Origin of the sequence: Paenibacillus peoriae (assembly GCF_022531965.1) — a bacterium.
In the GTDB taxonomy this organism is placed as follows: domain Bacteria; phylum Bacillota; class Bacilli; order Paenibacillales; family Paenibacillaceae; genus Paenibacillus; species Paenibacillus polymyxa_D.
Genome location: NZ_CP092831.1, coordinates 1,965,438 through 1,991,707 on the forward strand (window position 1 = coordinate 1,965,438; position 26,270 = coordinate 1,991,707).

At 44.8% G+C, this 26,270-nt stretch carries 26 protein-coding genes and 1 other RNA gene; 16 read left to right on the plus strand and 11 right to left on the minus strand.

What is annotated here, in order from left to right:
- Positions 1–22: 22 nt before the first annotated feature.
- The 3 genes from pepF to MLD56_RS08940 form a co-directional block, all read right to left on the minus strand.
- Positions 23–1,819 (minus strand): oligoendopeptidase F, encoded by a 1,797-nt coding sequence (gene pepF / locus MLD56_RS08930; RefSeq protein ID WP_029516700.1) that lies wholly within the window; start codon positions 1,817–1,819, stop codon positions 23–25.
- A 196-nt stretch (positions 1,820–2,015) separates the two neighbouring features.
- Positions 2,016–2,204 (minus strand): hypothetical protein, encoded by a 189-nt coding sequence (locus MLD56_RS08935; protein ID WP_029516701.1) that lies wholly within the window; start codon positions 2,202–2,204, stop codon positions 2,016–2,018.
- 7 nt (positions 2,205–2,211) lie between these two features.
- Positions 2,212–2,445 (minus strand): hypothetical protein, encoded by a 234-nt coding sequence (locus MLD56_RS08940; protein WP_013309704.1) that lies wholly within the window; start codon positions 2,443–2,445, stop codon positions 2,212–2,214.
- A 173-nt stretch (positions 2,446–2,618) separates the two neighbouring features.
- On the opposite strand from MLD56_RS08940, the gene MLD56_RS08945 reads away from it, so the two are divergent.
- The 5 genes from MLD56_RS08945 to MLD56_RS08965 all read left to right on the plus strand — a co-directional run bounded on the left by MLD56_RS08945 (position 2,619) and on the right by MLD56_RS08965 (position 7,034).
- Positions 2,619–2,816, plus strand: coding sequence for a cold shock domain-containing protein (locus MLD56_RS08945; RefSeq protein ID WP_013309706.1), 198 nt, complete (start codon positions 2,619–2,621; stop codon positions 2,814–2,816).
- 208 nt (positions 2,817–3,024) lie between these two features.
- A complete protein-coding gene (locus tag MLD56_RS08950) occupies positions 3,025–4,443 on the plus strand; it encodes an MATE family efflux transporter (protein ID WP_029516702.1) in 1,419 nt (472 codons plus the stop codon).
- Positions 4,444–4,632: 189 nt separating this feature from the next.
- Positions 4,633–5,712 carry a tetraprenyl-beta-curcumene synthase family protein gene (locus MLD56_RS08955; RefSeq protein ID WP_029516703.1) on the plus strand — a complete coding sequence of 360 codons (1,080 nt, stop codon included), beginning with the start codon at positions 4,633–4,635 and terminating at the stop codon, positions 5,710–5,712.
- A 23-nt stretch (positions 5,713–5,735) separates the two neighbouring features.
- Complete coding sequence (gene pfkA, locus MLD56_RS08960; protein WP_029516704.1) at positions 5,736–6,707, plus strand: 6-phosphofructokinase; 972 nt, start codon at positions 5,736–5,738, stop codon at positions 6,705–6,707.
- Positions 6,708–6,824: 117 nt separating this feature from the next.
- Positions 6,825–7,034 carry a DUF3906 family protein gene (locus MLD56_RS08965; RefSeq protein WP_013309710.1) on the plus strand — a complete coding sequence of 70 codons (210 nt, stop codon included), beginning with the start codon at positions 6,825–6,827 and terminating at the stop codon, positions 7,032–7,034.
- On the opposite strand, the gene MLD56_RS08970 is transcribed toward MLD56_RS08965, so the two are convergent.
- The 4 genes from MLD56_RS08970 to MLD56_RS08985 form a co-directional block, all read right to left on the minus strand.
- Complete coding sequence (locus MLD56_RS08970; protein WP_029516705.1) at positions 7,031–8,401, minus strand: MATE family efflux transporter; 1,371 nt, start codon at positions 8,399–8,401, stop codon at positions 7,031–7,033. The genes MLD56_RS08965 and MLD56_RS08970 overlap by 4 nt on opposite strands.
- Positions 8,402–8,597: 196 nt before the next feature.
- Complete coding sequence (locus MLD56_RS08975; RefSeq protein ID WP_029516706.1) at positions 8,598–9,776, minus strand: putative glycoside hydrolase; 1,179 nt, start codon at positions 9,774–9,776, stop codon at positions 8,598–8,600.
- Positions 9,777–9,992: 216 nt separating this feature from the next.
- Positions 9,993–10,181, minus strand: coding sequence for a hypothetical protein (locus MLD56_RS08980; RefSeq protein WP_080658605.1), 189 nt, complete (start codon positions 10,179–10,181; stop codon positions 9,993–9,995).
- 172 nt (positions 10,182–10,353) lie between these two features.
- A complete protein-coding gene (locus MLD56_RS08985) occupies positions 10,354–11,175 on the minus strand; it encodes a YitT family protein (protein WP_029516708.1) in 822 nt (273 codons plus the stop codon).
- A 325-nt stretch (positions 11,176–11,500) separates the two neighbouring features.
- On the opposite strand from MLD56_RS08985, the gene MLD56_RS08990 reads away from it, so the two are divergent.
- The 4 genes from MLD56_RS08990 to MLD56_RS09005 all read left to right on the plus strand — a co-directional run bounded on the left by MLD56_RS08990 (position 11,501) and on the right by MLD56_RS09005 (position 14,932).
- Positions 11,501–13,090, plus strand: coding sequence for a degradosome RNA helicase CshA (locus MLD56_RS08990; protein WP_029516709.1), 1,590 nt, complete (start codon positions 11,501–11,503; stop codon positions 13,088–13,090).
- A gap of 224 nt (positions 13,091–13,314) precedes the next feature.
- Positions 13,315–14,076, plus strand: coding sequence for a YesL family protein (locus MLD56_RS08995; RefSeq protein WP_029516710.1), 762 nt, complete (start codon positions 13,315–13,317; stop codon positions 14,074–14,076).
- A 58-nt stretch (positions 14,077–14,134) separates the two neighbouring features.
- Positions 14,135–14,329: non-coding RNA, 6S RNA (ssrS, locus tag MLD56_RS09000), on the plus strand.
- Between the two features lie 210 nt (positions 14,330–14,539).
- Positions 14,540–14,932, plus strand: coding sequence for a DUF1499 domain-containing protein (locus tag MLD56_RS09005; protein WP_013309718.1), 393 nt, complete (start codon positions 14,540–14,542; stop codon positions 14,930–14,932).
- A gap of 92 nt (positions 14,933–15,024) precedes the next feature.
- On the opposite strand, the gene tpx is transcribed toward MLD56_RS09005, so the two are convergent.
- Positions 15,025–15,543, minus strand: a complete 519-nt coding sequence (tpx, locus tag MLD56_RS09010; RefSeq protein ID WP_029516711.1) for a thiol peroxidase — start codon at positions 15,541–15,543, stop codon at positions 15,025–15,027.
- Between the two features lie 119 nt (positions 15,544–15,662).
- On the opposite strand from tpx, the gene MLD56_RS09015 reads away from it, so the two are divergent.
- Together MLD56_RS09015 and MLD56_RS09020 are read left to right on the plus strand one after the other, a co-directional pair.
- Positions 15,663–16,286 carry a rhomboid family intramembrane serine protease gene (locus MLD56_RS09015; protein WP_029516712.1) on the plus strand — a complete coding sequence of 208 codons (624 nt, stop codon included), beginning with the start codon at positions 15,663–15,665 and terminating at the stop codon, positions 16,284–16,286.
- A gap of 97 nt (positions 16,287–16,383) precedes the next feature.
- Positions 16,384–17,322 (plus strand): glutamate biosynthesis transcriptional regulator GltC, encoded by a 939-nt coding sequence (locus tag MLD56_RS09020; protein WP_029516713.1) that lies wholly within the window; start codon positions 16,384–16,386, stop codon positions 17,320–17,322.
- Between the two features lie 78 nt (positions 17,323–17,400).
- On the opposite strand, the gene MLD56_RS09025 is transcribed toward MLD56_RS09020, so the two are convergent.
- Positions 17,401–18,072 carry a zinc metallopeptidase gene (locus MLD56_RS09025; RefSeq protein ID WP_023988023.1) on the minus strand — a complete coding sequence of 224 codons (672 nt, stop codon included), beginning with the start codon at positions 18,070–18,072 and terminating at the stop codon, positions 17,401–17,403.
- A gap of 42 nt (positions 18,073–18,114) precedes the next feature.
- On the minus strand, positions 18,115–18,546 hold the full coding sequence (locus MLD56_RS09030; protein ID WP_049816952.1) for a MerR family transcriptional regulator: 432 nt from the start codon (positions 18,544–18,546) through the stop codon (positions 18,115–18,117).
- 294 nt (positions 18,547–18,840) lie between these two features.
- Here MLD56_RS09030 and MLD56_RS09035 point away from each other — a divergent pair, with 294 nt between their 5' ends.
- The 4 genes from MLD56_RS09035 to MLD56_RS09050 all read left to right on the plus strand — a co-directional run bounded on the left by MLD56_RS09035 (position 18,841) and on the right by MLD56_RS09050 (position 22,925).
- Positions 18,841–20,244 carry an ammonium transporter gene (locus MLD56_RS09035; RefSeq protein WP_029516714.1) on the plus strand — a complete coding sequence of 468 codons (1,404 nt, stop codon included), beginning with the start codon at positions 18,841–18,843 and terminating at the stop codon, positions 20,242–20,244.
- A 48-nt stretch (positions 20,245–20,292) separates the two neighbouring features.
- Positions 20,293–21,375, plus strand: coding sequence for a DUF294 nucleotidyltransferase-like domain-containing protein (locus MLD56_RS09040; protein WP_029516715.1), 1,083 nt, complete (start codon positions 20,293–20,295; stop codon positions 21,373–21,375).
- Positions 21,372–22,109, plus strand: coding sequence for an exonuclease domain-containing protein (locus tag MLD56_RS09045; RefSeq protein ID WP_029516716.1), 738 nt, complete (start codon positions 21,372–21,374; stop codon positions 22,107–22,109). The genes MLD56_RS09040 and MLD56_RS09045 overlap by 4 nt, the downstream gene beginning before the upstream one ends.
- Positions 22,110–22,280: 171 nt before the next feature.
- Positions 22,281–22,925, plus strand: a complete 645-nt coding sequence (locus MLD56_RS09050; RefSeq protein ID WP_029516717.1) for a TlpA family protein disulfide reductase — start codon at positions 22,281–22,283, stop codon at positions 22,923–22,925.
- A gap of 39 nt (positions 22,926–22,964) precedes the next feature.
- Here MLD56_RS09050 and cimA read toward each other — a convergent pair whose 3' ends face one another.
- Positions 22,965–24,581 (minus strand): citramalate synthase, encoded by a 1,617-nt coding sequence (gene cimA / locus MLD56_RS09055; protein ID WP_029516718.1) that lies wholly within the window; start codon positions 24,579–24,581, stop codon positions 22,965–22,967.
- A gap of 292 nt (positions 24,582–24,873) precedes the next feature.
- On the opposite strand from cimA, the gene MLD56_RS09060 reads away from it, so the two are divergent.
- On the plus strand, positions 24,874–26,154 hold the full coding sequence (locus MLD56_RS09060; protein ID WP_029516719.1) for a DNA polymerase IV: 1,281 nt from the start codon (positions 24,874–24,876) through the stop codon (positions 26,152–26,154).
- The last annotated feature ends 116 nt before the right edge of the window (positions 26,155–26,270 follow it).

Here is a 26,270-nt window from a genome sequence, read left to right on the forward strand (position 1 = left end):
TGGATTTTAAGTGCGCACGGTTTTACTTTCCTTCAGTTAGCTTTTCCATTTCTGTGATGACTTCTTCGAATACGCTCATCGCTTCGCGAATCGGCTGCGGAGAGGACATGTCAACGCCAGCTTTTTTCAAAATATTGATTGAATAATCACTGCCACCGCTCTTCAAGAAGCCCAAGTAACGGTCAACGGCTGGCTGGCCTTCTTCCAGAATCTGTTTCGAGAAACTGGTTGCTGCCGAGAAGCCAGTAGCATATTTGTAGACATAAAAACTGTTATAAAAATGGGGGATTCGTGCCCATTCCATTTCAATGTCTTTATCTACCTTCATGCCTGGTCCGTGGTATTTCACATTCAGATCATAGTAAATCTCTGATAAAAGCTGCGGTGTGAGGGATTCCCCCTGTTCAGCGCGTTCATGTACAATTTTCTCAAATTCCGCAAACATGGTTTGACGGAATACCGTTGTGCGGAATTGATCTGCATAGTAGGTGAGAAGGTACATTTTCTCTTTTGGATCGGTTGATTTGTTCAGCAGGTAGTCCATTAGCAACGCTTCATTGGTTGTGGATGCCACTTCAGCCAGGAAAATGGTGTACTGTGCATCTCTATACTTCAATGCGTTGTCTGAATAGTACGAATGCAACGCATGCCCCATTTCATGAGCAAGTGTGAACATGCTGTTCAGGTTATTTTTATGATTCAGCAACACATAGGGGTGGGTACCATAAGCTCCCCAACTGTATGCACCCGTACGTTTGTTTTCATTCTCGTATACGTCGATCCAGCGCTCATCATAGCCTTTTTGCAACGAAGCCAGATAGTCCGCGCCCAGTGGCTTAAGGCCTTCCTTTGTTTGCTTTTTGGCGTCTTCATACGTAATGTCCATCTTGTATTCGTCCACAAGTGGAGCGAACAAATCATACATATGGAGCTCATCCACACCTAACAACTTCTTACGCAACTTCATGTAACGATGGAGCAGGGGCAAGCTTTCATGAATGGTGTCAATGAGATTCGTATACACTTCCTTCGGAATATTGTCACCGTATAGTGACATTTCCAGTACAGAAGGGTATTTGCGAACACGAGAATAAAAAATATTTTTGTTCACATTGGCACTTAGTGTAGAAGCAATTGTATTTTTATTTTTGGCATACGTGTCATACACCGCTTTAAAAGCACGTTCGCGCACTTCGCGGTGTGGACTTTCGAGGAATTGAATGTAGCTGCCATGAGTCAGCTCAACCTCTTTGCCGTTCTCATCCTTAATTTTTGGAAACTTCAGATCAGCATTGTTGAGCATGCCGAAAATCGTTTGCGGGGCTTGAGCCAGATTGCCAACCTGAGCGAGCAGCGCTTCTTCTGTCTTGCCCAAAATATGTGCTTTTTCCCGCTTCATTTCTTGAAGGGTGAACCGATAATCTGCAAGCTTCGGATCTTCAATGAAGGCATCGAGCTGATGATCTGGCAGTGCCAAAATTTCAGGTGTCACAAAAGAAAGAGACTCGCTAACCTCAACGCCTAATTTTTTGGCTTTTTGCGAAAGACCCTGGTATGTAGGTTCAGCTGTATCCTCATCATGATGCAGATGTGCGTACACATATACACGCTCGGTTTTGAGCGACAATTCATCTTCCAATTTAAAGCAGTTGCCAATCGATTCTGCTGAATTGAGCTTGCCTTGGAATTGTTCAGCCTTTTTGGCTAGTTGTTTGACTTCTTCGTATTCTTGATCCCATGCTTTGCGGTTGGGAAACAGATCTTCCAATTTCCATGTATTTTCCACTGGCGCATCAGCGCGTTTTACAATTTCACTCATGGAGAGCCTCCTCTGATCGAACGTAATGTGGGGCAGGGCTGCGGCAGTAAGGGACGGCCAAAACGAAGAAACCGCCACGCTTACCGTAAGCAGCAGGGCAAGAGGTTTTACAGGATGCATGTAACGGCAGATCCTCCTTATACCATGGCTTGTTATGCCATAGTATGACCTCTTACGCCCGAAAGTATAATTTTCCTTACTGTGGGTTGGAACCTATATTTAATAAGCTGTATACAATGAGATAAAAGGCAAAGCAAACCATGATTACAGCAGTGAGGGCCATCCACTTTTTGAGAGGAGTCGGTATCGTATCACGCTTCATGATCAGCACTCCGCCCAGCGTGAAGGCCAGAATAATGAAGATGAGATAGCTGTTGGACACCATGAATAGGCTAGACCTGTTTGAAAGCGTTCATGATCCGCTGCCATTCTTCCTCATTATCTTGAAAGGACTGCTTGGGAAACCGATTTTGAGCCCAATGCATCAGCGCCGGGCGGCTTAAAAACGTGTGGGCTTCCTCGCCCCAATCATCGGATATTTCCCGTAGAACGATGTAACGGCCCTGCACCTCGACAGTCATCATGTTCCAATTGTCTTTTTTGTATATTTCGTGTTTTTTCATCATATGCATGTCTCCGATTTTATAGATGTTTTGGTTCATGATACCGCAGTTTCCGCCGCAAAAGCAAATCATTCCAGCCCAAAAAACCCGGAAAAACATCAATTGCATTGTGAAAAAGCATGAAGTATAATATGGATATTCGCCATAGATGGCGGTATTTTTAGGAGGTTGTTCACTTGAAAGGTACAGTTAAATGGTTTAACGCAGAAAAAGGTTATGGCTTCATTCAAATGGATGGTGGCGAGGACGTATTCGTACATTTCTCCGCAATCCAAGGCGACGGCTTTAAAACTTTGGAAGAAGGTCAAGCGGTTGAATTCGAAATTACTGAAGGTAACCGTGGACCCCAAGCAGCTAACGTAATCAAACTGTAAGTGTAACTGAATTGTAAGAATGGTTCCGTTTCTACGGATGTCTTATATATTACGGTTAAACTATGAATTGAGAGCGCAGTTCCTTTATTTTAAGGGACTGCGCTTTTTTGCGTAAATACGTTTATGATATGAGAAGATTGAGCAGGAATAGGGTATTATACGTAATAAAACTAGGCAGAAGACATTATAGATTGAAGGAGCTGAGAAAATGAGTGCAGCAGAGGCTAGTCGTAAGCCTTCCCTGATTGAAGGTCCTATTGCCAAAACGCTGTTTATGTTCTCTTTGCCGATGCTGTTCGGCAACATTCTGCAATCCCTGAATGGAACGATTAATTCGATCTGGGTTGGGAAATTTCTGGGAGAGGCCGCCTTGACTGCCGCTTCCAACGGAAATATTATAATGTTTTTTCTTATCAGTTCCATTTTTGGTGTCACTATGGCTGCTACTATTATGATTGGACAAAATATCGGAGCAGGAGACGTAGCTGAAACCAAGCGTGTAGTAGGTACAAGTGCAGTCTTTTTTCTGGTGCTCGCTTTTGCTATAGGTATTATCGGATTTTTGAGTGCGCCTTGGATACTTCATGTACTCAATACCCCTGCTGAATCGGTAGATATGGCTATCACGTATACGCGTATTATTTTCGCAGGCATGCCCTTTTTGTACGGCTATAATTACATCATGACTGTAATGAGAGGGGCTGGAGATTCCAAAACACCATTTTATTTTCTGATTGTTTCCGTCGTACTGGATGTACTACTCAACCCGCTGTTCATATTCGGATGGGGACCGATTCCTGCTATGGGCATTGGAGGTTCCGCTACTGCTACCCTGATTGCTCAAGGGATCAGCTTTGTGTTGATTCTCATTTATCTATATCGTGTAAAATATTTTTTGCGCATTACATCTTCAGAGCTTCACTTACTTAGATTTGATTGGAAGATTATTTGGACCCTAGTCCGTAAGGGAGTGCCGATGGGGTTGCAAATGATTGCTGTCTCTACCAGCGCGATTGCTTTAATGAATCTGATTAACGGCTACGGGACAGTTGCAGCTGCAGCTTATACAGCAGCTAATAATTTGTCCAGCTATGTACAGATGCCGGCAATGGCGTTAGGTGCAGCTGTATCTTCCTTTGCCGCTCAAAATATCGGAGCCGGACGTTGGGATCGAGTGCGCACGACAACCTGGATTGGGATTGTGTATAATTTTGTATTGACTGGTGGAGCTGTGGTATTAATTTACGTGTTTAACCGTCAGGCCTTGCTCATGTTTCTTCCTTCTACAGGGGGTGCATTGGAATTGGGAATGCGGATTAATATGATCACCTTGTGGTCTTTTGTTATATTCGGTGTTACCAATGTCATTACAGGGGTTGTTCGATCAACGGGTTCCGTAATGATACCGCTTTTAATTACCATTATTTCATTATGGGGCATTCGTATACCTTTGGCCTATGCATTTGTTGATGAGTATGGTCTAGATGCTGTATGGTGGAGCTTTCCTGTTGGTTTTGCTATCTCTGCCGTAGCAGTCATTTTCTATTATGCTTTCGGGAAATGGAAGCAGGCAAGTATGGGAGAGGGAATCCAAGGCGTGAAGCCAGCAGAGGACAAGGATAGGTAGGCCCTTTATACTATTTTCGGCTAATAAAACATTACAGGTATAAAGTCTTTTAATGAGAACAGCTCATTTTTCTTGAATTTTAAAGAAAAAAGTGAGGTTGTTCATTTGTGCTAAAAGGACGATCATATTATAATGGATATGGTTTGGATAGGTATAATTACGTAGACAACAATGTGGAGGCACCGTCATTTGAGTTATGTTGAGCAAGGACGTTATCAAGTACCGAGAGGCCCCATAGGTCTAATGAGCCGAATGTACAAGCACATTCTCCCTGAAACGAAACAAGAATTGAGTAACTGGAAGAGCAAGGCCGAACAAATTCCGGACCCTGAACTGCGAAGCCAGGCGCTTGCGAGCATAGCGGATAAGACATTTCACTGCGTGGGTGGAGCGGTTTATGCCGCAGCTAATATGTCTGCCCGGCAGACGTTAATTCCGCTGATCGTAGCGTATCAGACCATTAGTGATTATCTGGACAACCTGTGTGATCGCAGTACGTCCATGGACCCGGATGATTTCAGGCTGTTGCATCAGGCTATGCTGGATGCGATTAATCCGGCGGCTAGGCCAGTGAATTATTATGAGTTGCGTCGTGAGCAGGAGGATGGCGGTTATTTGACTGGGCTGGTGACAACCTGTCAGTCTTGTGTAAGCAGGCTTCCGGGCTATGAGGCGGCAATGCCTTACGTTCAGGATTTGGCGCGATTATACACGGATTTGCAAGTATACAAGCATATTAAACCCGAGCTGCGGGAACAAGCGCTTTTGGACTGGTGGTCGCTTCATAAAGACCGTACACCAGAGTTGCGCTGGAATGAGTTTGCTGCGGCTACCGGTTCAACTCTGGGGGTCTTTATGCTGTTTCTTGCTGCCAGCGACCAGCATCTGACAGATGCGGGGGCTGCCTCAATACATGCATCGTATTTTCCACATGTGTGCAGTCTTCATATTTTGCTGGATTATCTAATCGATCAAGACGAAGACCGGAAGGGCGGAGATCTTAACTTTTGCAATTATTATGAAGATACCGACATGATGCTAAACCGGATCGCCTACGTTGTGAATCGGGCGCGGGCTGATATTGCAGATGTCCCTGCCAGCTCCTTTCACCGGATGATTATCGAGGGATTGCTGGCTTTATATTTATCCGACCCTAAAGTTAGCGAGCAGCAAGACGTTCGCGCTGTTTCGAGACGTTTAATGAAAAATAGTCCGCTCATGCGTTTGTTTTTCTTATTAAACAGTCGATGGATAAGAAGGCTTATATGATTATTTTGAGGAGGTCATAAACCATGACAGCAGTTAAGAAAATTGCAGTATTAACAAGTGGTGGAGATTCACAAGGGATGAACGCGGCAGTTCGCGCCGTCGTACGTAGCGGATTGTATTTCGGACTGGAAGTATTCGGAATTCAACGTGGTTATCAAGGCCTTTTGAACGACGATATTTTTCCAATGGATCTGAGAAGCGTCGGAGATATTATCCAACGTGGGGGTACTGTACTTCAATCTGCAAGATGCCTGGAATTTACGACTGAAGAAGGGCAGAAAAAAGGCGCGCAAATTTTGCGTGACCGTGGGATTGACGGCGTAGTCGTGATTGGTGGAGACGGTTCCTACCAAGGAGCTAACAAACTGACCAAGCAAGGCATTAAAACCATGTGTCTTCCGGGTACGATTGACAATGACATTTCCTTCACGGACTACACGATTGGTTTTGATACAGCGGTTAGTATCGTAGTGGACGCAATCAACAAGCTGCGGGATACAATGTCATCTCATGAACGTTCTTCCATTGTGGAAGTTATGGGACGTCATTGTGGTGATATTGCTCTGCATGCGGGTCTGGCTTCTGGCGCAGAAACAATTTTGGTGCCTGAGGTAGAATTTGACCTGAACGAAGTATCTGATCGTATGAAACAAAATTTCAAGCATGGCAAGCGCCACAGTATTATTATCGTTGCGGAAGGCGTAGGCAAAGGCGAAAATGTAGCAAAGGTAATCCAAGAAAACTGTCCGGATTATGAGCCTCGTGTTACAGTGCTTGGACACATCCAACGTGGAGGCACACCAACCGCGTTTGACCGCAACCTGGCGAGCCGTCTGGGTGACTTTGCTGTTCGCCAATTGATCGAGGGCATATCTGATAAGGCTTGCGGAACGATCGACGGTAAGTTGGTAGCTACAGATATTGACAAGGTTGTAAATACTAAAAAAGATTTCAACATGGAGCTTTATGAACTTGCTTTGCGTTTGTCCCAATAATAAGAGCCTTCTACGTACAGTAGATCGGTTCTGATATTGGAAAAGATCAAAATTATGCGGATGACCCGAGTCATCCGCTATTTTTTAGCTTTGAGTCCTATCAGGAGGTAGTCATACATGTACCTATTCAAAATCGAAGTGGATAGTTCGGAAGGAGCGCTGACTGTCATTCTCGCTGCTGAAAATGAAGAACAGGCATTTGAAGAGATTGAACAACATGTGGAGAGACACTTTCTATATCCTCCCAAGCTGAACGAAGTGGCTATTGTAGAGAAAAAACGAATAACTTTAGGCGCAGCATATGTAATCGAGACACGCAAAGGCTAAATAACCTCTGCGTGTTGTTTTTTTTCGGAGAAACGACGTTGTACTTTCACCAGACGCCAGAGAAGTAAAATAGCGCCTACTGCCAACCCTGTAATCAAACCGATCCAGTAGCCGTAGGGCCCCAATGAAGTCCAGCGTGCCAGTATATATCCTACAGGAAGCCCAATGACCCAATAGGAGAGGAATGTGAGCAAAAAGGCTGGATTGACGTCTTTATACCCGCGTAGCGCTCCTTGTGTAGGTGTAGCGACAGCATCAGATATCTGAAAGAAAATCGCATAGATTAGAAAATGCTGTGCCAACTGAATGACCTGCAGATCGGTGGAGTAAAGTCGAGCGACCTGTTCACTCCAGATAAGCAGTACAATAGCTGTAATCAGTGATAGACCTACTGCGCTGCTGATGCCCATTACACTATAAGCTTTGGCATCCCGCGGGCGAGTAGCTCCTGTTTCATAGCCAACCAGAATCGTAAGTGCCATACAAATGCTGAGTGGAATCATATATAACGTAGATGCAAAGTTCATCGCGGCCTGATGTGCGGCTATGGTAGCTGTATTATAGCTACTCATGAAGAGAGTGACGGCTGAAAAGACGGCAGTCTCAAAAAATATTGCAAATCCAATCGGTACTCCAATCTTGATGAGCTCTTTCAAAGCACTAGCAGCAATCCCGTATATTTTGCTGAAGATTCGGTATTCGGCAAATATTTTTCCCCGATGCGCAGTGATACCAGCGACCAGCATAATGATCCAGTAGGTGGTTGCCGTTGCCACCCCGGAGCCTACACCTCCCAGACGCGGAAAACCCCAGTTCCCATAAATAAGTAGATAGTTCAACAAGACATTGATGGGTAACGACATGAGCGTGATTAACATCGTAAAGCGGGTTTGTCCCAATGCATCCATAAAGCTTCGGAGCACCGTGTAGGCAAATAGAGGAACAATACCGAAGGCCATCGCACAAAGATAGTACAGGGCCACATTATGAACTCTCAATTCCAGATTCATACCATTTAGAATAGGCTTGACCAAAATGATGCCAGCAATCAAAACGACCATGGATAGGGCAAGAGAGAGCCAAAGTGCTTGAATGACATAGTAGGAGACTTTATCTTTGCGCTGTGCTCCCACTAATTGAGATACAATAGGTGTGATAGCCATAAGTATTCCGTTAAGGCCTGTTTGTACAGGAATCCACAGACTTACTCCGATGGCTACTCCAGCCAGATCGGCAGGGGAAAAGTGTCCCGACATATTCGTATCGAAAAAAGTCATGGCAGATAGTGCAAGCTGGGTAATCAGGATAGGGAGCAAAATGTATAAAAGCTGCTTCCATTTCTGCCCCGTTGTTGAAGTCAATTGCATTTTTGTTTTCCTCATTTACTAGGGATTGAATATTCGTATGTATCATAACATGTAAGTATTTATTGTAAGGGATACCGCCACATTTGAACAGTAATAAAAAAGACTGCACCCGTTCGCCAAACAACGGGACAGCCTTCGAAAAAATTATATAATTTCTAAATTTCGTATTAGATAACGAGAAGTCCGGAGGGATAAATTATTTGTAAGTTACTCCGCTTGAATAGCGGTTTGTGGCATTCCAGAGTAAATATTCATCCACTTTCATATCCTTAAGCGCTCGAATTTGGTCCTCTACTTGAGTTTTTCCATACTTAGCATAATGTCCGCTTCCTAACCAACTTGCAGTAAAATCCTGGATCCAAGGACGAATAATTGGCTTTAGCTTGCCTGTCGGATCTAGCTTTTTGTGTGTATCGGCCATGGAGCCTTTAATCGTCTGGTAGGGATTCTTATCAGGGTCTTTTACACCGAACCAGCCTGTGGTGTAGTGACTTGGATAAACCATGGGTGAAATGACATCCACATTTTCGGAAATTTTAGTGAAATCCTGTCCGATTCCCTCCGCAGCAGGAACGGATGCGGCATATCCAAAAATATCTACGGATACTCGTACACCTAATGGAGCAAGCTCTCTGCGGGCATATTGTACGAATTCAGCGACTGCATCCGAGCGGGATTGATCTGATTTGGTATATTTCAGCTTGTCTGCTCTTTTCTCAAAGCCTTCAGGGAAACGTACATAGTCAAATTGAATTTCCTTAAAACCAAGTTTAGCTGCTTCCTTAGCGATGGCTATATTATAATCCCATACTTCTTTATTATAGGGATTGACGAACCCGTCTCCCTTGCCGTTTTTCCAGACAGAGCCGTCAGGATTACGGAAAGACATCTCGGGATTTTTGTTGGCCAGTACCGTATCTTTAAATACGACAATACGAGCAATCGGGTAAACATTATGCTTTTTCAATCGGTCCATCAAACCGGAAATATCCCGAATGAATTTTTGCGGCTTGCCCAATTTGAGCAGCTCGGGATTGGACGTTGGATAAGTGATATAACCTGCATCGTCTTTAATATCAATAACCATGGAATTGAGCTCTGTCTTATCAAGCAGTTCAAACAGCTGGGTCATACGCGAACCGCCTGCGCTATAAGCTGTGACATAGATGCCCTTGATAGCAGGAGTCGTCGGTTGTGGGTCAATTTTAACCGGAGGATTGGAGGCATCCACCTTCATCTTATTGTGCTGAGCCTGAATCATGGCGCTGCTAATTGTTGTTGCCACCGTATCTTTTACATTTGGAGTGTTGGCTGACTGGTCCCCGTTTCCGCCTATCCCCATCGCCAATAGCATAATTGCCCAAATCATATTCATTTCCTAACTCTCTCCCTTATGGATGTCGCTTACCTGATTATACGTAAAGTTATGTATCGAAAAACAACACGCTTGTAACCAATACTGGAATCATCAGGCACAGTCTTACATGATTAACCCAACTTATGTTTATTGAATCCATAAAAATGTATAAATAATGCCGCTCTCTTCGCAGTTGTAGATGCAACCGGAAGAAGCGGCACTTGGTAAAGAAATTTATTGAAGATAATTATTGTCTTGATGCTCGCAAATACTGTACTGAATAATTTCTAGCGCATCCGTTGGCTTGAGTATGGACATCCCGTCCCGAAGCACAATCATCGAGTTCAGCTCATCCTTTTTGAGAGAAGGGAGCATTTCCGGATACCATCTTAAGACAATGTCGGACAGTTTTACCGTTTCCATTTCCACAAAAATCACCCTTTCCTGCTCGGAATCATTCCAAAAGAATCATTCAATACGATTCGGAAAAGCAAAGTGCCTGTGAAATAGCAGGTAAAGCTGGTCTTTATATACTATGGGAACAGCGCACATATAGTGTACCACAGAAACTGTATTTTGACACTTGGGTTTGTGCTTATCTTCGGCGAAATGAACCCATCACCCCAACCGTTTCCACAATATTGACAAAAGCAGAAGGGTCCACTTCTTTAATGATCCGTTTTAATTCAACTAGCTCGTAGCGTGTCGTGACAGTCATCAGCATGTCTTTTTCAGTATGTGAAAATGCGCCTTCAATTTTTATTTTGCTAACACCGCGTGGTGTGGTTAACATCCGCTCCAGTAGCTTGTCGGTGTGTTCTGTAATAATGTAGACGGTAATCTTCGTGTGACTGACATAGATTTGATCTAACACTTTGCCAGTCACAAAAATAGATAGCATCGACGCAAGTGCAATATTCCAATCATCGTTCAAATATCCTGCTGCAAGAATGACCAGTCCATTCATGCCAACAAGTACAGTTCCTACGGGGAAGTCACGATAACGAGTGACGATGGAACCGATAATGTCAAAACCGCCCGTAGACCCCCCTACCCGAAAGGAAATTCCTGCTCCAACGCCGATCATCACTCCTCCAAAAACGGAGGCTAGCAGGGGGTCCGACACGACAGATCGCACCGGCACCAAGGCCAAAATCCATGTTGTAACGACAACGGATAAAATGCTCAGGCTAATAAAACGCTTGCCTAAAATAAACCAGCCTGTAATAAGCATCGGGATATTGATAATAAAATACATCGCGCTGATATCAAATTTTGTGAAGTAGCCGATTAACATGGAAAGCCCAGCTACTCCTCCGCTCAGCAAGTGGTGTGGCACGAGAAACAGATTAAAACCGCATGCAATGGCAGCGGCTCCAAGAATGACAGTTAAGCAGTTTAACACCATTTTTAACAACTTATTTTCACCTCATTTAAATTATACGGGAAGCAACTTGCTGGTATTCATGAATTGTTCTGTGCTATAATGCGATGTGGATATTCTTGAGTAGGGACCTATGTCCAGAGAAACACTTAAAATTTAAACTGTTTTAAAAAGGATAAATTCGTTTAAGATGTATCGGATAGGTTCCCCAAATTCATTACAGAAAGTTGCAGTTATAGGTCTAAATAAACTGTCACTGTATTGGGGAAAACTTATACAATAATATCGCTACTTAAGAATACAGACAACATTGTGGATTGTCCACCACATCCACCATTAAGAAGGAGTTTGAATAAATTTGACGACATTTGCAGAATTTGATCTTGAACCGAAAGTAATTCAGGCGATTACAGAACTGGGTTTTGAAGAAGCAACACCAATTCAATCGCAATCCATCCCGATTGCACTACAAGGCAGAGACATGATTGGCCAAGCCCAAACAGGTACTGGTAAAACTGCTGCGTTTGGTATTCCGCTGATCAACAAAATTTCTAGAAGCGACGAAAAAATCAGAGCTCTGATCATGGCACCAACACGTGAGCTTGCTATCCAGGTAGCTGAAGAAATCGAAAAACTCTCCCGTTTCAAAGGTCTTCGTACTTTGCCAATCTATGGTGGACAAGATATCGTACGCCAGATTCGCGCTTTGAAAAAGAAACCTCAAATTATTATTGGTACGCCAGGACGCTTGCTTGACCATATTAATCGTAAAACCATCAAGCTGGAAGATGTAAACACAGTTGTTTTGGATGAAGCAGATGAAATGTTGGATATGGGTTTTATGGAAGATATTCAATCCATTCTGAAGCAAGTTCCAGACGAGCGTCAAACGATGCTTTTCTCGGCTACAATGCCTCCTAATATTAAAAGATTGGCTGAACAATTCCTCAAAAATCCTGAGCATGTTTCAGTTATTCCTAAACAAGTTAGTGCTCCACTGATTGATCAGGCCTATATCGAAGTTCCTGAGCGTCAAAAATTCGAAGCATTGAGCCGTTTGATCGACATGGAATCCCCAGAACTTGCTATCGTATTTGGTCGTACCAAGCGTCGGGTAGACGAGCTGGCTGAAGCTCTGCAAAAACGCGGATATTCTGCAGACGGTTTGCATGGTGACTTGTCTCAAAACCAACGTGATGCTGTAATGCGTAAATTCCGTGACGGAAGCATCGATGTGCTCGTAGCGACTGATGTAGCTGCCCGTGGCTTGGACGTTTCCGGTGTAACTCACGTTGTGAACTTTGACCTTCCGCAAGATCCAGAAAGCTATGTTCACCGTATTGGACGTACTGGACGTGCAGGTAAAGAAGGGGAAGCTTGGTCTTTCGTAACGCCTCGTGAAATTGACCATTTGCACTTTATCGAACGTGTAACTCGTCACCGCATTCCACGCAAGCCGCTTCCAACGTTGGCTGAAGCTCTGGAAGGCAAACAACGTATCATTGCTGAACGTCTCCTAGAGGCTGTAGAAAGCGGCGAGCTGAACGAGTACAAAGGTTTGGCTATTCAAATGCTGGAGCAATATGATTCTGTGCAACTTCTCTCCGCAGCTCTAAAACTAATGACTGGTGAGAAGAGAGAAGCATCGATTGAGCTGACTCCAGAAGATCCGATCCGTGCAAAACGTCGTAAACCAGACGTGCGTTCTGGCGGTCGCAAGCCTTCCAACTACAGCGGTCGCAGCAACGGTGGTTACAATTCCAACCGTTCCGGTGGTAGCGGCGGAAGTGGCAGCAAAGGTGGATATGGCGGTTACAACCGTGGCAAAGAAGGCGGTGGCTACAACCGTGATTCCGGAAGCCGTTACAGTGGAGATCGCAAACCACGCCCGAGCAGCAATGGGGAAACTCGTCGTCCTGCAAGACGTGAAGATTCCTCTTCCGAATAAGAGATGAAATAATGAAAAGTCGAAGCAGATGAAGCTTCGGCTTTTTTGTTATGATTGAATCAGTATGTATGAACCTTTTAGCAATCTGCTTTAATGAGGCACTTATTGATTTCACTGGCGCATTAGGGCTGAAATACGGTATGATATAGCCAAGAGCCGGAATTTATAGGCATAGCAACATGAGTCTTGGGAACTGCCAAGGCTTGCGGAGGGAGAGACTGACATTGGAGTTTAAAGGAGCTATGGGTGGTATTTACCGCCTGACCGAGTGGATTACCCGACTGGCGGCTACAAATTTGTTATGGGTGTTATGTTCGTCGCCTTTTGTGTTCTGCCTCATACTGAAATTACTTGTAATGAATCAGAATTTGGCTAATGAATCTTTACAAATGAATTGGGCGATGGCTGTTTTGGCACCGCTTACTTTATTTCCAGCCACATCGGCTATGTTCACGGTGGTTCGCAAATGGGTAATGGGGGATACCGATACAGGCGTGTTTCGTACCTTTTTTAAAGGGTACAAAGAGAACTATAAGCAGAGTCTGATCGGGGGTATCTTTTACACGTTACTGTTTGTCATCATGTATGTGGATTATACCGTATATATGACACAACTCAGCAACTTGCAAATCGTGGGCGTAATTATGCTCATTCTTATCATTATTTTGCTTGTGTCTATGTTTAACTTCTTTTCGATGGTGGCTCATTATCATATGTCTACCGGACAAATTATCAAAAATGCGGTTTTACTGACGCTGATTCGACCATTCCGTGTATTTTCTACCATGCTCGGTAGCGCCGTTGTTATATTTATCGGAGTCAAATATCCTGTGCTTTTCTTATTCTTCATCGGTAGTGTAGTTGCCTGGTTCGCTTTCTTTAATTTTTATGGAACATTCCTTAAAATGCAGGATCAAATGGAAAAGATGAAGCAGAAAGATGAAGATACGGCAAGCATTGAAGACAAGAAAAGTGATAACCTCTAAAAATAAAACATATTTCTCCTAGCATTTACTTTCTGAGTGAGAAGCGCTATAATAAGGTCATATCCTGCGATGCACGTTACGGTCATTTGTTGTTTTGAACCAATGACAATGTCTAGGGAGATCTATACGGATGAATAGCTGAAAAGCCCTGTCAATTCCTGACAAGGGGACTTCAAAAGTTTATTCTGCGGTCACCCACCTGCTAAAGCAGGTTCAGAAGACGCTATGGTCGGACGGCATCGGCGGGTACTCCAAAGATAATGAATACACTCTGTTCATGCTTCTTGCAGAAACAGGGTGTTTTTTGTATGCAACAATGTTAAACTAAGACATGAGGTACTAAGGTCGCATACCACAGGTATGGTCGGTTAACTTTTTGTTGTTTAACGTTTTATAAAGCGCTTGCAGCAAAAAAACCGATGTGCTGCATTATGGCAACGATTATCGTGAAGGAGGAAATGTCTTGTCGTTGAAGAGGACTCTGGTAGGGATTGTGCGCAGCCAAGAAGGTACAAGCGACCGGGTCAAGGACCCCCAAATGAAGACACGCTATTATAACTTATCGAGAGACAAGGCTTGGGAAGAAGTATCATCTATTCTAAAAAAAATTCCTGGCTACAAGGTTCTTCATGAGGTAGCATCCGTAGGTGAAATTACGTTAGAGAAGCGAACGGCGTTCGGTAGAACCGTCGACATTACCGTTTCCATATTGTCTGTCTCACCAGTTCGGAGTGCGGTGGATATTTATTCTGCTTCACGCGGATCGCTAGGGGACTTGGGCGCGAATTACCGCATCATTTTGCAACTGTTCGCTGTGATTGACAAGAAGCTGTCTGCTCATAAGGTTGTGCAGTGATTGTAGATGTGTGAGCAGTGATGTGGCAGACAAACGTCAAAAAAAGCGAGGAAGGCAACCCTTCACTCGCTTTTTTAATATGCAGTCTTGATTTAGACGAGTTTTTTCACTGCTGCAATCGCTTGGTCATAGTCAGGGTGTTCGGACATTTCGCTCAAGTATTCTACGTAAGCAATTTTGTCATTTTGATCAATCACAAAAATAGCTCTATGATCCAAATGGAATTCCTTAATGAACACACCATAAGCTTCGCCAAAGGAATGATCCTTATAGTCGGACAGTGTTAATACGCGGTCAATACCGGCAGCACCGCACCAACGAGCTTGAGCGAAAGGCAGATCGACGCTGACAGTTAGCACCACGACTTGATCCCCAAGGGAATCAGCTTCCTGGTTAAAACGTCGAGTCTGTGCGTCACACACACCTGTATCCAAAGAAGGAACAACACTGATCAGTTTGACTTTGCCTGCAAAGTCTTGGAGCGTAGCTGCTTCTAACAGGTTTTTCTGTAATTTGAAATCAGGTGCCTGATCTCCAACCTTCAGTTCAGGACCTAAGAGTGTCAAAGCATTGCCTTTAAAAGTAGCAGCTCCTGTACGTTCTTGTGCCATATGTAATAGCCTCCTTGGTTTTTAGCATTGGTTATCGTTGCCGAAATCTATTATAATCTTTTATAAAAGACATTGTCCAATTTGAATAAGGTGGAGACACCCATGAAGGAAGGATTGCCTTGATTTTTTTACGTTATGAGAACTGGAAAAGTTATTTGCGGTTTTACCCAGTAACCTGTCTGATTTTGCTCATCAATATTGTGATGTTTATTGTACTCACCGTACAGGGTGGATCGGAAAATAGTTTGACGCTGATCCGATATGGAGCTTTGATTAATGAGGCGCCATTCACCGATCAACTGTGGCGATATGTATCAGCCATGTTTTTACATGCAGGGTTTGATCATCTTCTGTTCAATTCCTTTGCCATACTCGTCTTCGCTCCTCCGCTGGAGCGTTTGCTGGGGTCCTTCCGCTATGTGTTATTGTATCTGGTCACGGGTATTGTAGGGAACATACTGTCCATTGCCCATTACAACATGGTGGCGGAAACGACAGTCTCTGTAGGGGCCTCAGGAGCTATTTATGGCATCTATGGGGCGTTTCTGTACGTTGCCTTGTTCCAACGTTCCTTGATGGATGATGCTTCGCGCAAAACGCTGTACACGCTGCTTGGGTTTGGCATTCTGTTTTCTTTTGCTGTAGCGAACATTAATTGGACCGCTCACTTTGGGGGATTACTCAGTGGATTTTTCATGTATGGATTATTAATTAGATTGACTGGCCAGCGCAAACGCCACTAAAGACAGTTTTACCGTAAGTTAGCAGGGAAGAAAGAGGATGATGTTCGATTGACGTCTTCTTCCGGATGTTGAAAAACAGATTGGAGCGAATATCGGAGTGGAATTACGACAGTTACAATACTTCATGAAGGTAGCGCAAAAAGAACATGTCACTCAGGCAGCCGAGGAGCTACATGTGGCGCAATCTGCGGTAAGTCGGCAAATTCATCAGCTTGAAGAGGAGCTGGGAGTTAATCTTTTTATGCAAAAGGGTCGCAATTTGCAGCTTACGCCAGTGGGACAGCTATTTTGCAAACGGGTTGAGACGATAATAAAAGATCTAGAGCGAGCTGTTTTGGAGGTTCATGAGTTTTTGGATCCTGAGGGGGGCGAAATCCGCATCGGTTTTCCGCACAGTTTGGGGATTCATCTTATTCCTACGGTAGTGGCTGAATTCCGAAAGCGGTATCCCAATGTTAAATTTAGATTTAAACAGGGGATGTATCCGAGTTTAATTCGTGATGTGTTAGCGGGTGAGGTGGACTTGGCTTTTGTATCTCCTTTTCCCGATCGTCATGATCATGTGGAGGGGGATGTGGTGCTGACCGAGGAGTTGTTTGCTGTTCTCCCGCCCAATCATCCTTTAGCCACGGCCGAACATATCACGCTGAGTCAGCTTAAGGGAGAAAAATTTATTCTGTTCAGAGATGGATATTCGTTACGCCCGATTGTCTGGCAGGCTTGTCTGGAGGCAGGATTTACCCCAGATATTGCTTTTGAAGGTGAAGAGACAGATACGATACGCGGATTAGTTGCGGCTGGTATGGGCGTTAGCCTTTTGCCTGAAATGGCGTTGTTTCAGACCAACCCGCTTCAACCTGCAAGAGTGTCAATTGTTGATCCAGAAGTCACGCGAACTATTGGCTTGATTCATCGTAGAGATGATAAACTGCCATTAGTTGCAAAGTCATTCCGAACTTTTTTGTTGCAATATTTTGGTCTTAAAGGTAGTGTTGCTACTCCGAACGGAAGTGCAAAAGCGGATTTAGGACAGTGAGTATAGTTTAGATAAAGAAAAAGGTTGTTCTCTACCGATAACTTGGTAGAGGAACAACCTTTTTTGCAACACAAGCAATTAATCCCGGCTGTTGAAGATACCGATTAAGCGGATTAGTTCCAACAAGGAGACAAGAGCTGCAGCCACATAAGTTAATGCAGCAGCATTTAATACTTTGGCTATACCCCGTTCTTCATCACTACGGATAAACCCTTCGGAAACCATAATTTCTCGGGCCCGGTTGGAAGCATTAAATTCAACTGGTAATGTAATTAATTGAAAAGCAACAGTAGCCGAGAAAAAGATAATACCCAAGCCAATCAGGTTCGTGTAGCTGAATAAGAAACCGGCAATCAGCAGAAACGGTGCAATCCCAGAAGCGAAGTTTACGATCGGAAAGATCCGGTGACGGAGTGCCAGCATGGGATAATGCTCTTTATGCTGAATGGCATGACCAACCTCGTGACAAGCTACGGCAACTGCGGAAATGGATTTTTCATAATAAACGGGCTCGGACAGCCGTACGACTCTTTGCATTGGATCATAATGGTCAGATAACGCACCAGGTACTGGTTCAATAGGCACATCATGCAAACCATTGCGATCTAGCATATGCCGAGCTGCATCATAACCGGTCAACCCATTTTCATTTGGGACATCAGACCATTTATTAAAAGTACCTTTTACACGGAATTGCGCCCATAAGGATAATCCGAACGCAAGAATAATCAATATATACATACCCATCATAAAGCAACCCTCCAATATTGTTCATCATACTAGCCCAGGTATCTACATCATAGAACTATGCTCCAGCAGATACTTCAGAGCTTCGATACAAGCGGCGCTTTGTGGTAGTAGACCAGTAAGCAACTTGCGCGCTTGAACGGGCTTGAGCTGCCCCAAGAGAGGTTGTAGTTCATTGACTTCACGCTCTAGACGCTGCATGTGCATCTCCAGACTCGTTAGTTTGTCAGTGACGTGCTCTTCCCCCGCAACCGAGTTCCATTTAATCAGTGTTTGTCTGATTTCCTCTAGGCTATACTTCTCTTGTTTCATTTGGTTAATACGTTCAAGCCTGTTTAAGGTTTCATCATTATAGAGCCGATAATTTTTCAATGATCGTTCTTCAGGTGTGATCAAACCAAGCTTTGTGTAATAATCAATAGTTCGTTCGCTGACACCAGCCGTCTTGGCTAGCTCACCAATTCGATACAGCTTCATATCCCCATCTGTCTTCACCTCGCGCTCTTCGTTCAACCTTCAATATTAGCATTTGCAAACGGAGTGTTTATAAAGAATATTTTACATGATTCCCAACCATACAGTCAAACGTTATGCTTTTTTTGAACAGAAACAAGCTACTTTTATAGTTAGTAAATATGACATGTAGTGTTTGGAACCATATTTTTTTAACATAATAAAAAAAATCTTGTCAACTTTCATGTATTCTGATTATAATGACAATAAGAATTTCACGAAATGTAAAGAAACTTAACATTCGAGGGAGTGGGCTTCATGAGAAAAAAGTGGTTAGTTGTATTATTGGCCATGCTGACAGTATTAGCTTTTCCGGTAGGTGCGTTTGCTGCTGACGGTCCGACAAATATTCAACTTCAAGCCGGGCTAAACACGGCCTTTACGTTCTTGGCATTTATACTTGTATTTTTTATGCAAGCGGGATTTGCATTGCTGGAGGCAGGCTCGACTCGAATGAAGAATGCGGGTCATGTCGCTGGTAAAACGATTCTCACCACGGGTGTTGCGGCTTTGTCCTTCTGGGCACTTGGATTTGGATTCGGCTTTGGTAATGATGGCGGAAACGGATTTATGGGACTGACGGGTTTCTTCATGAGTGGTACGGATGCGGCTGCATCGTTTGATGCTCTCTCAGGTCTGGATGTTCCGATTACAATTATGTTTTTGTTCCACTTTGCTTTCGCTGCGGTATCACTTTCTATCGCATGTGGGGGGATGGCAGAGCGTGCAAAATTAAGTGTATACATTATTTTCGGTATTTTGTTCTCCATCGTGATTTATCCGGTTGTAGCTCACTGGGTGTGGGGCGGTGGATGGCTTGGTAAGTTGGGGATGCAGGATTATGCCGGTTCGACGGTAGTCCATTTGACAGGCGCTACGGCAGCACTCGTCGCTACCCTGCTGCTCAAACCGCGTCTGGGCAAGTTTAATAAAGATGGCAAGCCGAACATTATCCCTGGTCATAACCAGGTGTACTCTATCTTGGGTGTTATTATTCTCTGGTTTGGTTGGTTTGGGTTTAACCCGGGTAGTGCTGTATCAGCTATGAACGACGGATTCTTTGGATATGTGGCCTTGACTACCAATATTGCTGCTGCGGCAGGTGGGGTTTTCGCTTTGCTCGTATCCTGGATGGTATATGGAAAAGCAGATATTCCTGCTATGCTAAACGGTGTGCTGGCGGCTTTGGTTGCTATTACTGGTTCTTGTGCCTTTGTAGCACCTTGGGCGGCATTGGTCATTGGTGCAGTTGCAGGGATCGTTACTTTCTTCACAGCGCAATGGTTCGAGCGTGCAAGAGTAGACGACCCGGTATATGCTTTCTCCGTGCACGGTGTTGCAGGGATGTGGGGCGCAGTGTCCACAGGGTTCTTCGCTACTCCTGAGCTTGTAAAAATAACTGGTGTAGGTCAAGCGGGTCTGTTCTATGGTGGTGGATTTACCCAATTAGGAGTACAGCTGCTTGGACTGATTGGCACTTTGGCTTTCGTGTTTGTCATTTCCTTCATTATTCTGGGTGCGATGAAAGCGATTATGGGTATTCGCGTTACAGAAGAGGAAGAAACAATGGGATTGGATATCAGTGAACACGGTACGTACGGCTATCCTGAGCAAATGAAGTTGGTTGCTGAGGCTGAAAAGCGTTCTGGAATTGTGAACTAATATGTAAAATATAAAGAACCAGTATGGATGAGCGGAGGAGATGGAAGTATGGAACTGCAAAATATGGCCCCTTGGGTGAGTTCCGCCGAAGCGATTGATCATGCAGATACACCTGAATCGCTAAGGCGGGCCAGGGTCGACTCTCAAAAATGGTTGCTGGCTTCTCAAGCCTCCGCTCCGTTATCAGACTGGTTACAAACGGCGAATGAAATGCATGACCGCATCGCGGCCAGAGCTGTACAAATGTGCGAAAAAGGGATGGTTGAGGATGGCTTCGGCCCTCCTCCCGTCCCTTACGCATTTATAGCCTTCGGAAGCATGGGGCGCTCGGAATCAACGCTGTGGAGTGACCAGGATAACGGTATGATTATCAGTGACACGATATCTGCCGACAAAGAATTATATTTTAGAGAGTTTGGTCGCAAAGTGTCTGCGATGTTAGAGTATTTGGGATATCCCAAATGTGAGGGGAAAGTAATGTGCTCGGAGCCGTTGTGGCGTCAAACATTATCTGAATGGCAAAAACAGCTAACAAAATGGTCGGACGATTTTGCTTGGGAGCCGATCCGTTATCTGATTATCTCGTCTGATATGAGGCATATCGCTGGAGATGAACGACTATCTGCAAACTGGAAACGAAGTTTTTATGAGTTGTTCCGAATACATCCTGATTTACCCTCGGCGGTACTTAGGAACACGGTGAGGCATAAAGCGACACTTAACATTTTAGGTCAGGTTGTTACCGAGCGCTTCGGTGAGCATGCGGGCGATTTTGATGTGAAATACGGGTTGTACATTCCGCTGGTGAACGCAGTCCGTTTTTTGGCGTTGCAACATGGTGTAGAGGAAACCTCCACCTTCAAAAGGCTCAGTCGTCTCGCATCACTGGAAGCGGCACCGTTGCCTTTACTCGATGCTTGCGAGCGTGCCTTTCGGATTGCGCTTCAGCTACGAATGGCTACACCAGTGAAGGAGAATGATGGATTGCTGGTCAGCAATGGCTACCTGGCTGTAAAGCCGCTGAAACAAGGTAAAGGCTGGCATGAGTTGCGCGAGGCGCTTTCGACGGTACGACGGTTGCATCGTGCGTTGCAAAGGCAGTTGCGATTTATGGAAGGGAGAAGGTCATGAAGGAACCAGCGCAGGGAAGTGGCTTCTGGAGCGCTCTCCGCAGAGGAGGAGTGCCGTCTGCGATCGCATCTGTAATGGGGGCTCCTACGGCTCAACAGATGGCGTTTATTCGCTCCTTAACCCGGGAGCAACGGCGCTCTGAAGTATTGCGGACCCCGCTGGATCGTTTGGAGACGGTAGTTTTTGATCTGGAGACAACGGGATTTTCAGCACAGCATGGAGATGAGATTTTATCGTTCGGGGCGATTCGGGTTGTCGGGGACATGATTATGGAAAAAGAGCAGTTTTATACGCTTGTTAATCCACGGACTGTGATTCCTGAGTACATTACCGAACTAACTGGGATTACCCGGGAAATGACGGATGAAGCTCCACCACTTATGAATGGACTGCACGACTTTATGTCCTTTGTAGGTGGGCGAGTACTTGTAGCACATGCTAGCGCTCATGATAAGGCCTTTTTGAATGCTGCGTTATGGAAAACATCTAAAGTTCAATTGACTCATCGTGTTCTGGATACGATGATGCTTGCCAAATGGCTTGAGCCACAGCAACATCAAACCTACAGTTTGGATGAATTGTTGACCTATCAATCCATTCCGATTGAAGGGCGGCACCATGCGTTAGAGGATGCGAAAATGACGGCTAAGCTGTGGGTTGCTTATGTTCAGGAAATGTTGAAGCGTAATGTGACCAATTTGGCAGATGTCTACGCGCATTTAAGTCATGCCTGATTCAGTACAAGGCATAGCATTCATATACACATCAAAACAGCAAGTTCGCGATTTCGTGGGTTTGCTGTTTTTTTGCGTCCTATTCAGATTTAGAAGGTTAGAGGTGGGGACAGTATGGGCATCCTATGGAGAAGGTAAGGGTCATTTAGACGAAAGACAGGTGATAAGACTGTGAAAAAAATTCTTTTCATCAGAGCGATGGTTATACTGGTTGTGGTTGGGGCTTCATGGGGAGTTATTGCAAACACAACTTATGCAGCAACCCTGTCCATGAAAAATGCACCCTTAAAAGAGGGGAATGGTAGAGAAAAACTTGAAGCTAAGAAAGAGGTAGAGGCTGAAACACATGCGGTAGAGGTATTGAAAAAGCTAAAGCCTGGTCAACGGCTTCCTTCTATGATTTTAAAGGGGTTAAACGGCAAGACCTACGATGTAGGGGCCCCGCGCAATAAGGCTTTGGTTATTAGCTTTTGGGCTTCATGGTGCGATCCGTGCCGATTAGAAGCGCCTATGCTGAATGAGTTGTATAGTAAGTACAAAGATGATGTAGATGTGTATGGTATCAATGTAACTCGTTATGATCGACTGGAGGATGTACAGAAGTTTTCCCGCTCTTTGGATCTCCAGTTTCCCATTTTACTTGATGAGCAAGGAGCATTGTTTGAACGAGTTGGAGGGGTGGCTTTTCCAACTCATGTAATGGTTGATCCTCATGGACAGGTCAGCGAAATCATCATCGGCATGCTCAGTGAGCAGGAGTTGGAACGCAAAATAGAAACTCTTCAAAAAAAGAAGGTGTCTTTGGGAGCCGAGTAGACCGCCAAAGGCACCTTATAAGCTCATGCGAGCAACTGATTAATGATTAACTAATCCATGATGAGTAAGCTCTGACTGATCGTTTGTTGGAGTTGGTGCTTCCAACAATGCGTAACGGAAGCTGTCCAAGAGAGCTTCCCAGCTGGCTTCAATTACATTTTCGGATACGCCTACGTTACTCCAGACGTCCTCGTAATTTTTAGACTCAATGAGCACACGTACCTTGGCGGCGGTGGCATCCTTTTCGTCAAGCACACGTACCTTGTAGTCGGCCAAATGCATGTCCCGCAAAGCAGGGAAATATTGAGAAAGAGCCTTGCGGAGTGCGTTATCGAGCGCGTTGACAGGACCGTTGCCTTCAGCTGCAGTATAGACACTCGTCCCTGCGACATTCAGTTTCAAGAATGCCTCGGATACGACCGGGCGGCCGGCTGTTTTCTCTACCAGCACTTTGAAGGATTCAAAAGAGAACATTTCCTTCACTTCACCACCTGCTTCACGAATGAGCAGTTCCAGCGAAGCGTCCGCGCCTTCAAACTGGTATCCCTGATGCTCCAGTTCCTTGATGCGGCTAATTACGCCACGTGCCTCATCACTGGATGGGTCAAGGGTGATGCCCAGCTCTTGCGCTTTGGATACCACGTTGCTTTGCCCGGCCAGTTCGGAGACCAAGACCCGCTGCTTGTTCCCCACAAGTTCAGGAGCGATGTGCTCATAAGTTCGCGAGTCGCGCAGAATGGCTGACACATGAATGCCCCCCTTATGGGCAAAAGCTGCATTGCCAACATAAGGCTGGTTCACAGGCATATTGACGTTGGCGACTTCACTCACAAAGCGGGCTGTATTGTGGAGTTGACTTAACTTCTCGGTATCTAGACAGTCGTAACCCAGCTTGAGCTGCAAATTAGGAATGACGGAGCACAGGTTAGCGTTACCACACCGTTCACCGTACCCGTTAATAGTACCCTGAACCTGCCTTGCGCCTGCTTGTACAGCACTTAGAGAGTTCGCTACTGCCAACTCGCAGTCATTGTGTGTATGAATACCCAACTGTGACCTCGTTATCTGGCTTTGCAGCATAGTGACAATGTCCTGAATCTCATGCGGCAGGGTACCGCCGTTTGTATCGCACATCACGAGCCAATCCGCGCCTGCTTCTTCAGCTTTTTTCATAACGGCCATTGCATACTCCGGATTGTTTTTATATCCGTCAAAAAAATGCTCGGCATCAAAAATAACCTCCATGCCCCCTTGCTTTAAAAAGGCGATGGAGTCGTAAATCATAGACAGATTTTCCTCCAGTGTCGTCTGTAAGGCAGTGTGTACATGAAAATCCCATGATTTACCCACAAGTGTAGCAGCCTGAGCGCCGGATTCCAGAATTCGTTGCAGATTGACATCCTGTGCTGCGATGCTATCTTTGCGGCGCGTGCTGCCGAAGGCTACAATCTTTGCCCGAAGGCCCAGTTCTTGTACCCGTTTGAAAAATTCGATATCCTTGCTGTTGCTTCCGGGAATCCCGCCTTCAATATAATGAACACCGAGATCATCGAGTTTTTTGGCGATTTTCAATTTGTCATCAGCAGACAAGCTAATTCCTTCTCCTTGAGTGCCGTCTCGCAGCGTTGTGTCAAAGATAGAAATAGCGGTGGACATGAGGGACTCCTCCTTTGCGGATTGCTCAGATTGGTGATATTCTGCTTTTTTAAGCACATTAATTTAGTTGTTTAACGCTTAAAAACAGGAAAGCGTTAGTTTGTCGTGTTCGTATGTTAGTCGATTATATCAACTTATGACTTCAATTGTAATATATAATTATCATTTTTAGCCGCAAAACCTTTATTTTTTATGTAAAATAGAAATGGTACTTAAGGGTATCTCAAGTGTAAAATCAAAACACATATTCCCGCGATGACGGGTGAATTTACAGTTAAAAGAAGGGTTGAGCATGAAAGATGTCAGTGCTTATTATCCGGTTGGCGGGCGAGTTATTCTGCATGTGGATATGAACGCATTTTATTGTTCCGTTCATGCCGCGGAGGAGCCGGAGAAATATGAGGGACTACCTACCGCGGTGGCAGGCAGTAGTGAGCTGCGCAAAGGTGTAATTGTAACCTGCTCTTATGAAGCCCGACGATTGGGCATTTCAACAGGAATGGTCGTTCAGCAGGCTCGTCGGATCTGTCCACAGCTCATCGTAATACAGCCTGATTTTCACTTGTATCGTCGTTATTCCAAAGCGTTTATGAGCATTGCATATTCGTATACGCCTATGCTGGAAGCAACTTCAATTGATGAGTGTTATCTGGATATTTCTGGATCCAAACAGTTTGGAACACCTATGGAAATTGCTGAGGAAATCCAGCGCAGAGTAGAAGACGAACTAGGCCTGCCCTGTTCCATTGGAGTTGCTCCCAACAAGTTGCTGGCCAAAATGGCCTCTGATCTGAAAAAACCGCGCGGGATTTCTGTTCTACGTTTGCGTGATGTACCCAACATTTTGTGGAACCTACCTTGTGGTCAATTGTTTGGTGTGGGCCGCAAAACGGCAGATAAGCTTCTACAAATGAACATTCGCACCATTGGGCAACTGGCTAAGGCTGATGAACATATGCTGGTTGGGGTATTTGGTGTGACGGGTTCGTGGTTAAAATTGGCTGCTAACGGGATTAATCATTCTCCAGTCAGCACTGAGCGGGAGCCAAACAAGTCTATCGGCCACACGACCACCTTACCTATGGATGTGGTCAAACTGGAAGAAGCCCAACGGGTACTTCTTAACATTAGTGATCAGGTAGCCCGGCGGCTTCGACGACACGGTATGCTGGCAGGAGGTATACAATTGACGATTCGGACGCCGGATATGAAGACCTTTACGCGTTCTCAAGTCAGGAGCACTCCTACGGAAAGTGCAGAGGACATATATAAGGAAGCTTGTGCGTTATATCGTCGCCATTGGGGAGAAGATAAGCCTGTGCGCTTGCTGGGGATTACGCTACAGCAGCTTATTCCAAAGGAGGAAGCGGCCGTTCAAATGGATCTATTTGAATACCAGGATCAGCCCAAGAAAGAAAGCTTATTGAAGACGATGGATGCACTTCGCGACAAGTTTGGTGAAAATGCAATTTTGACCGCTGGGATGCTGGGAGATGATCCTTCGGTACTTCTTCGCAACTCCAAGTTGCGCGGAACTTCGCTGCAAAAAGACAATCTACCAACTCCGGAGTGAACTTTTGGATAGATTAGTGCAAGCAGAAGCTTACGTTATAAGCATTTTTTGCATGAAGGATAAAGGAAAATAATTTGTAATAATATTGGGTTTGTATTAATATGTGAATAGAATGC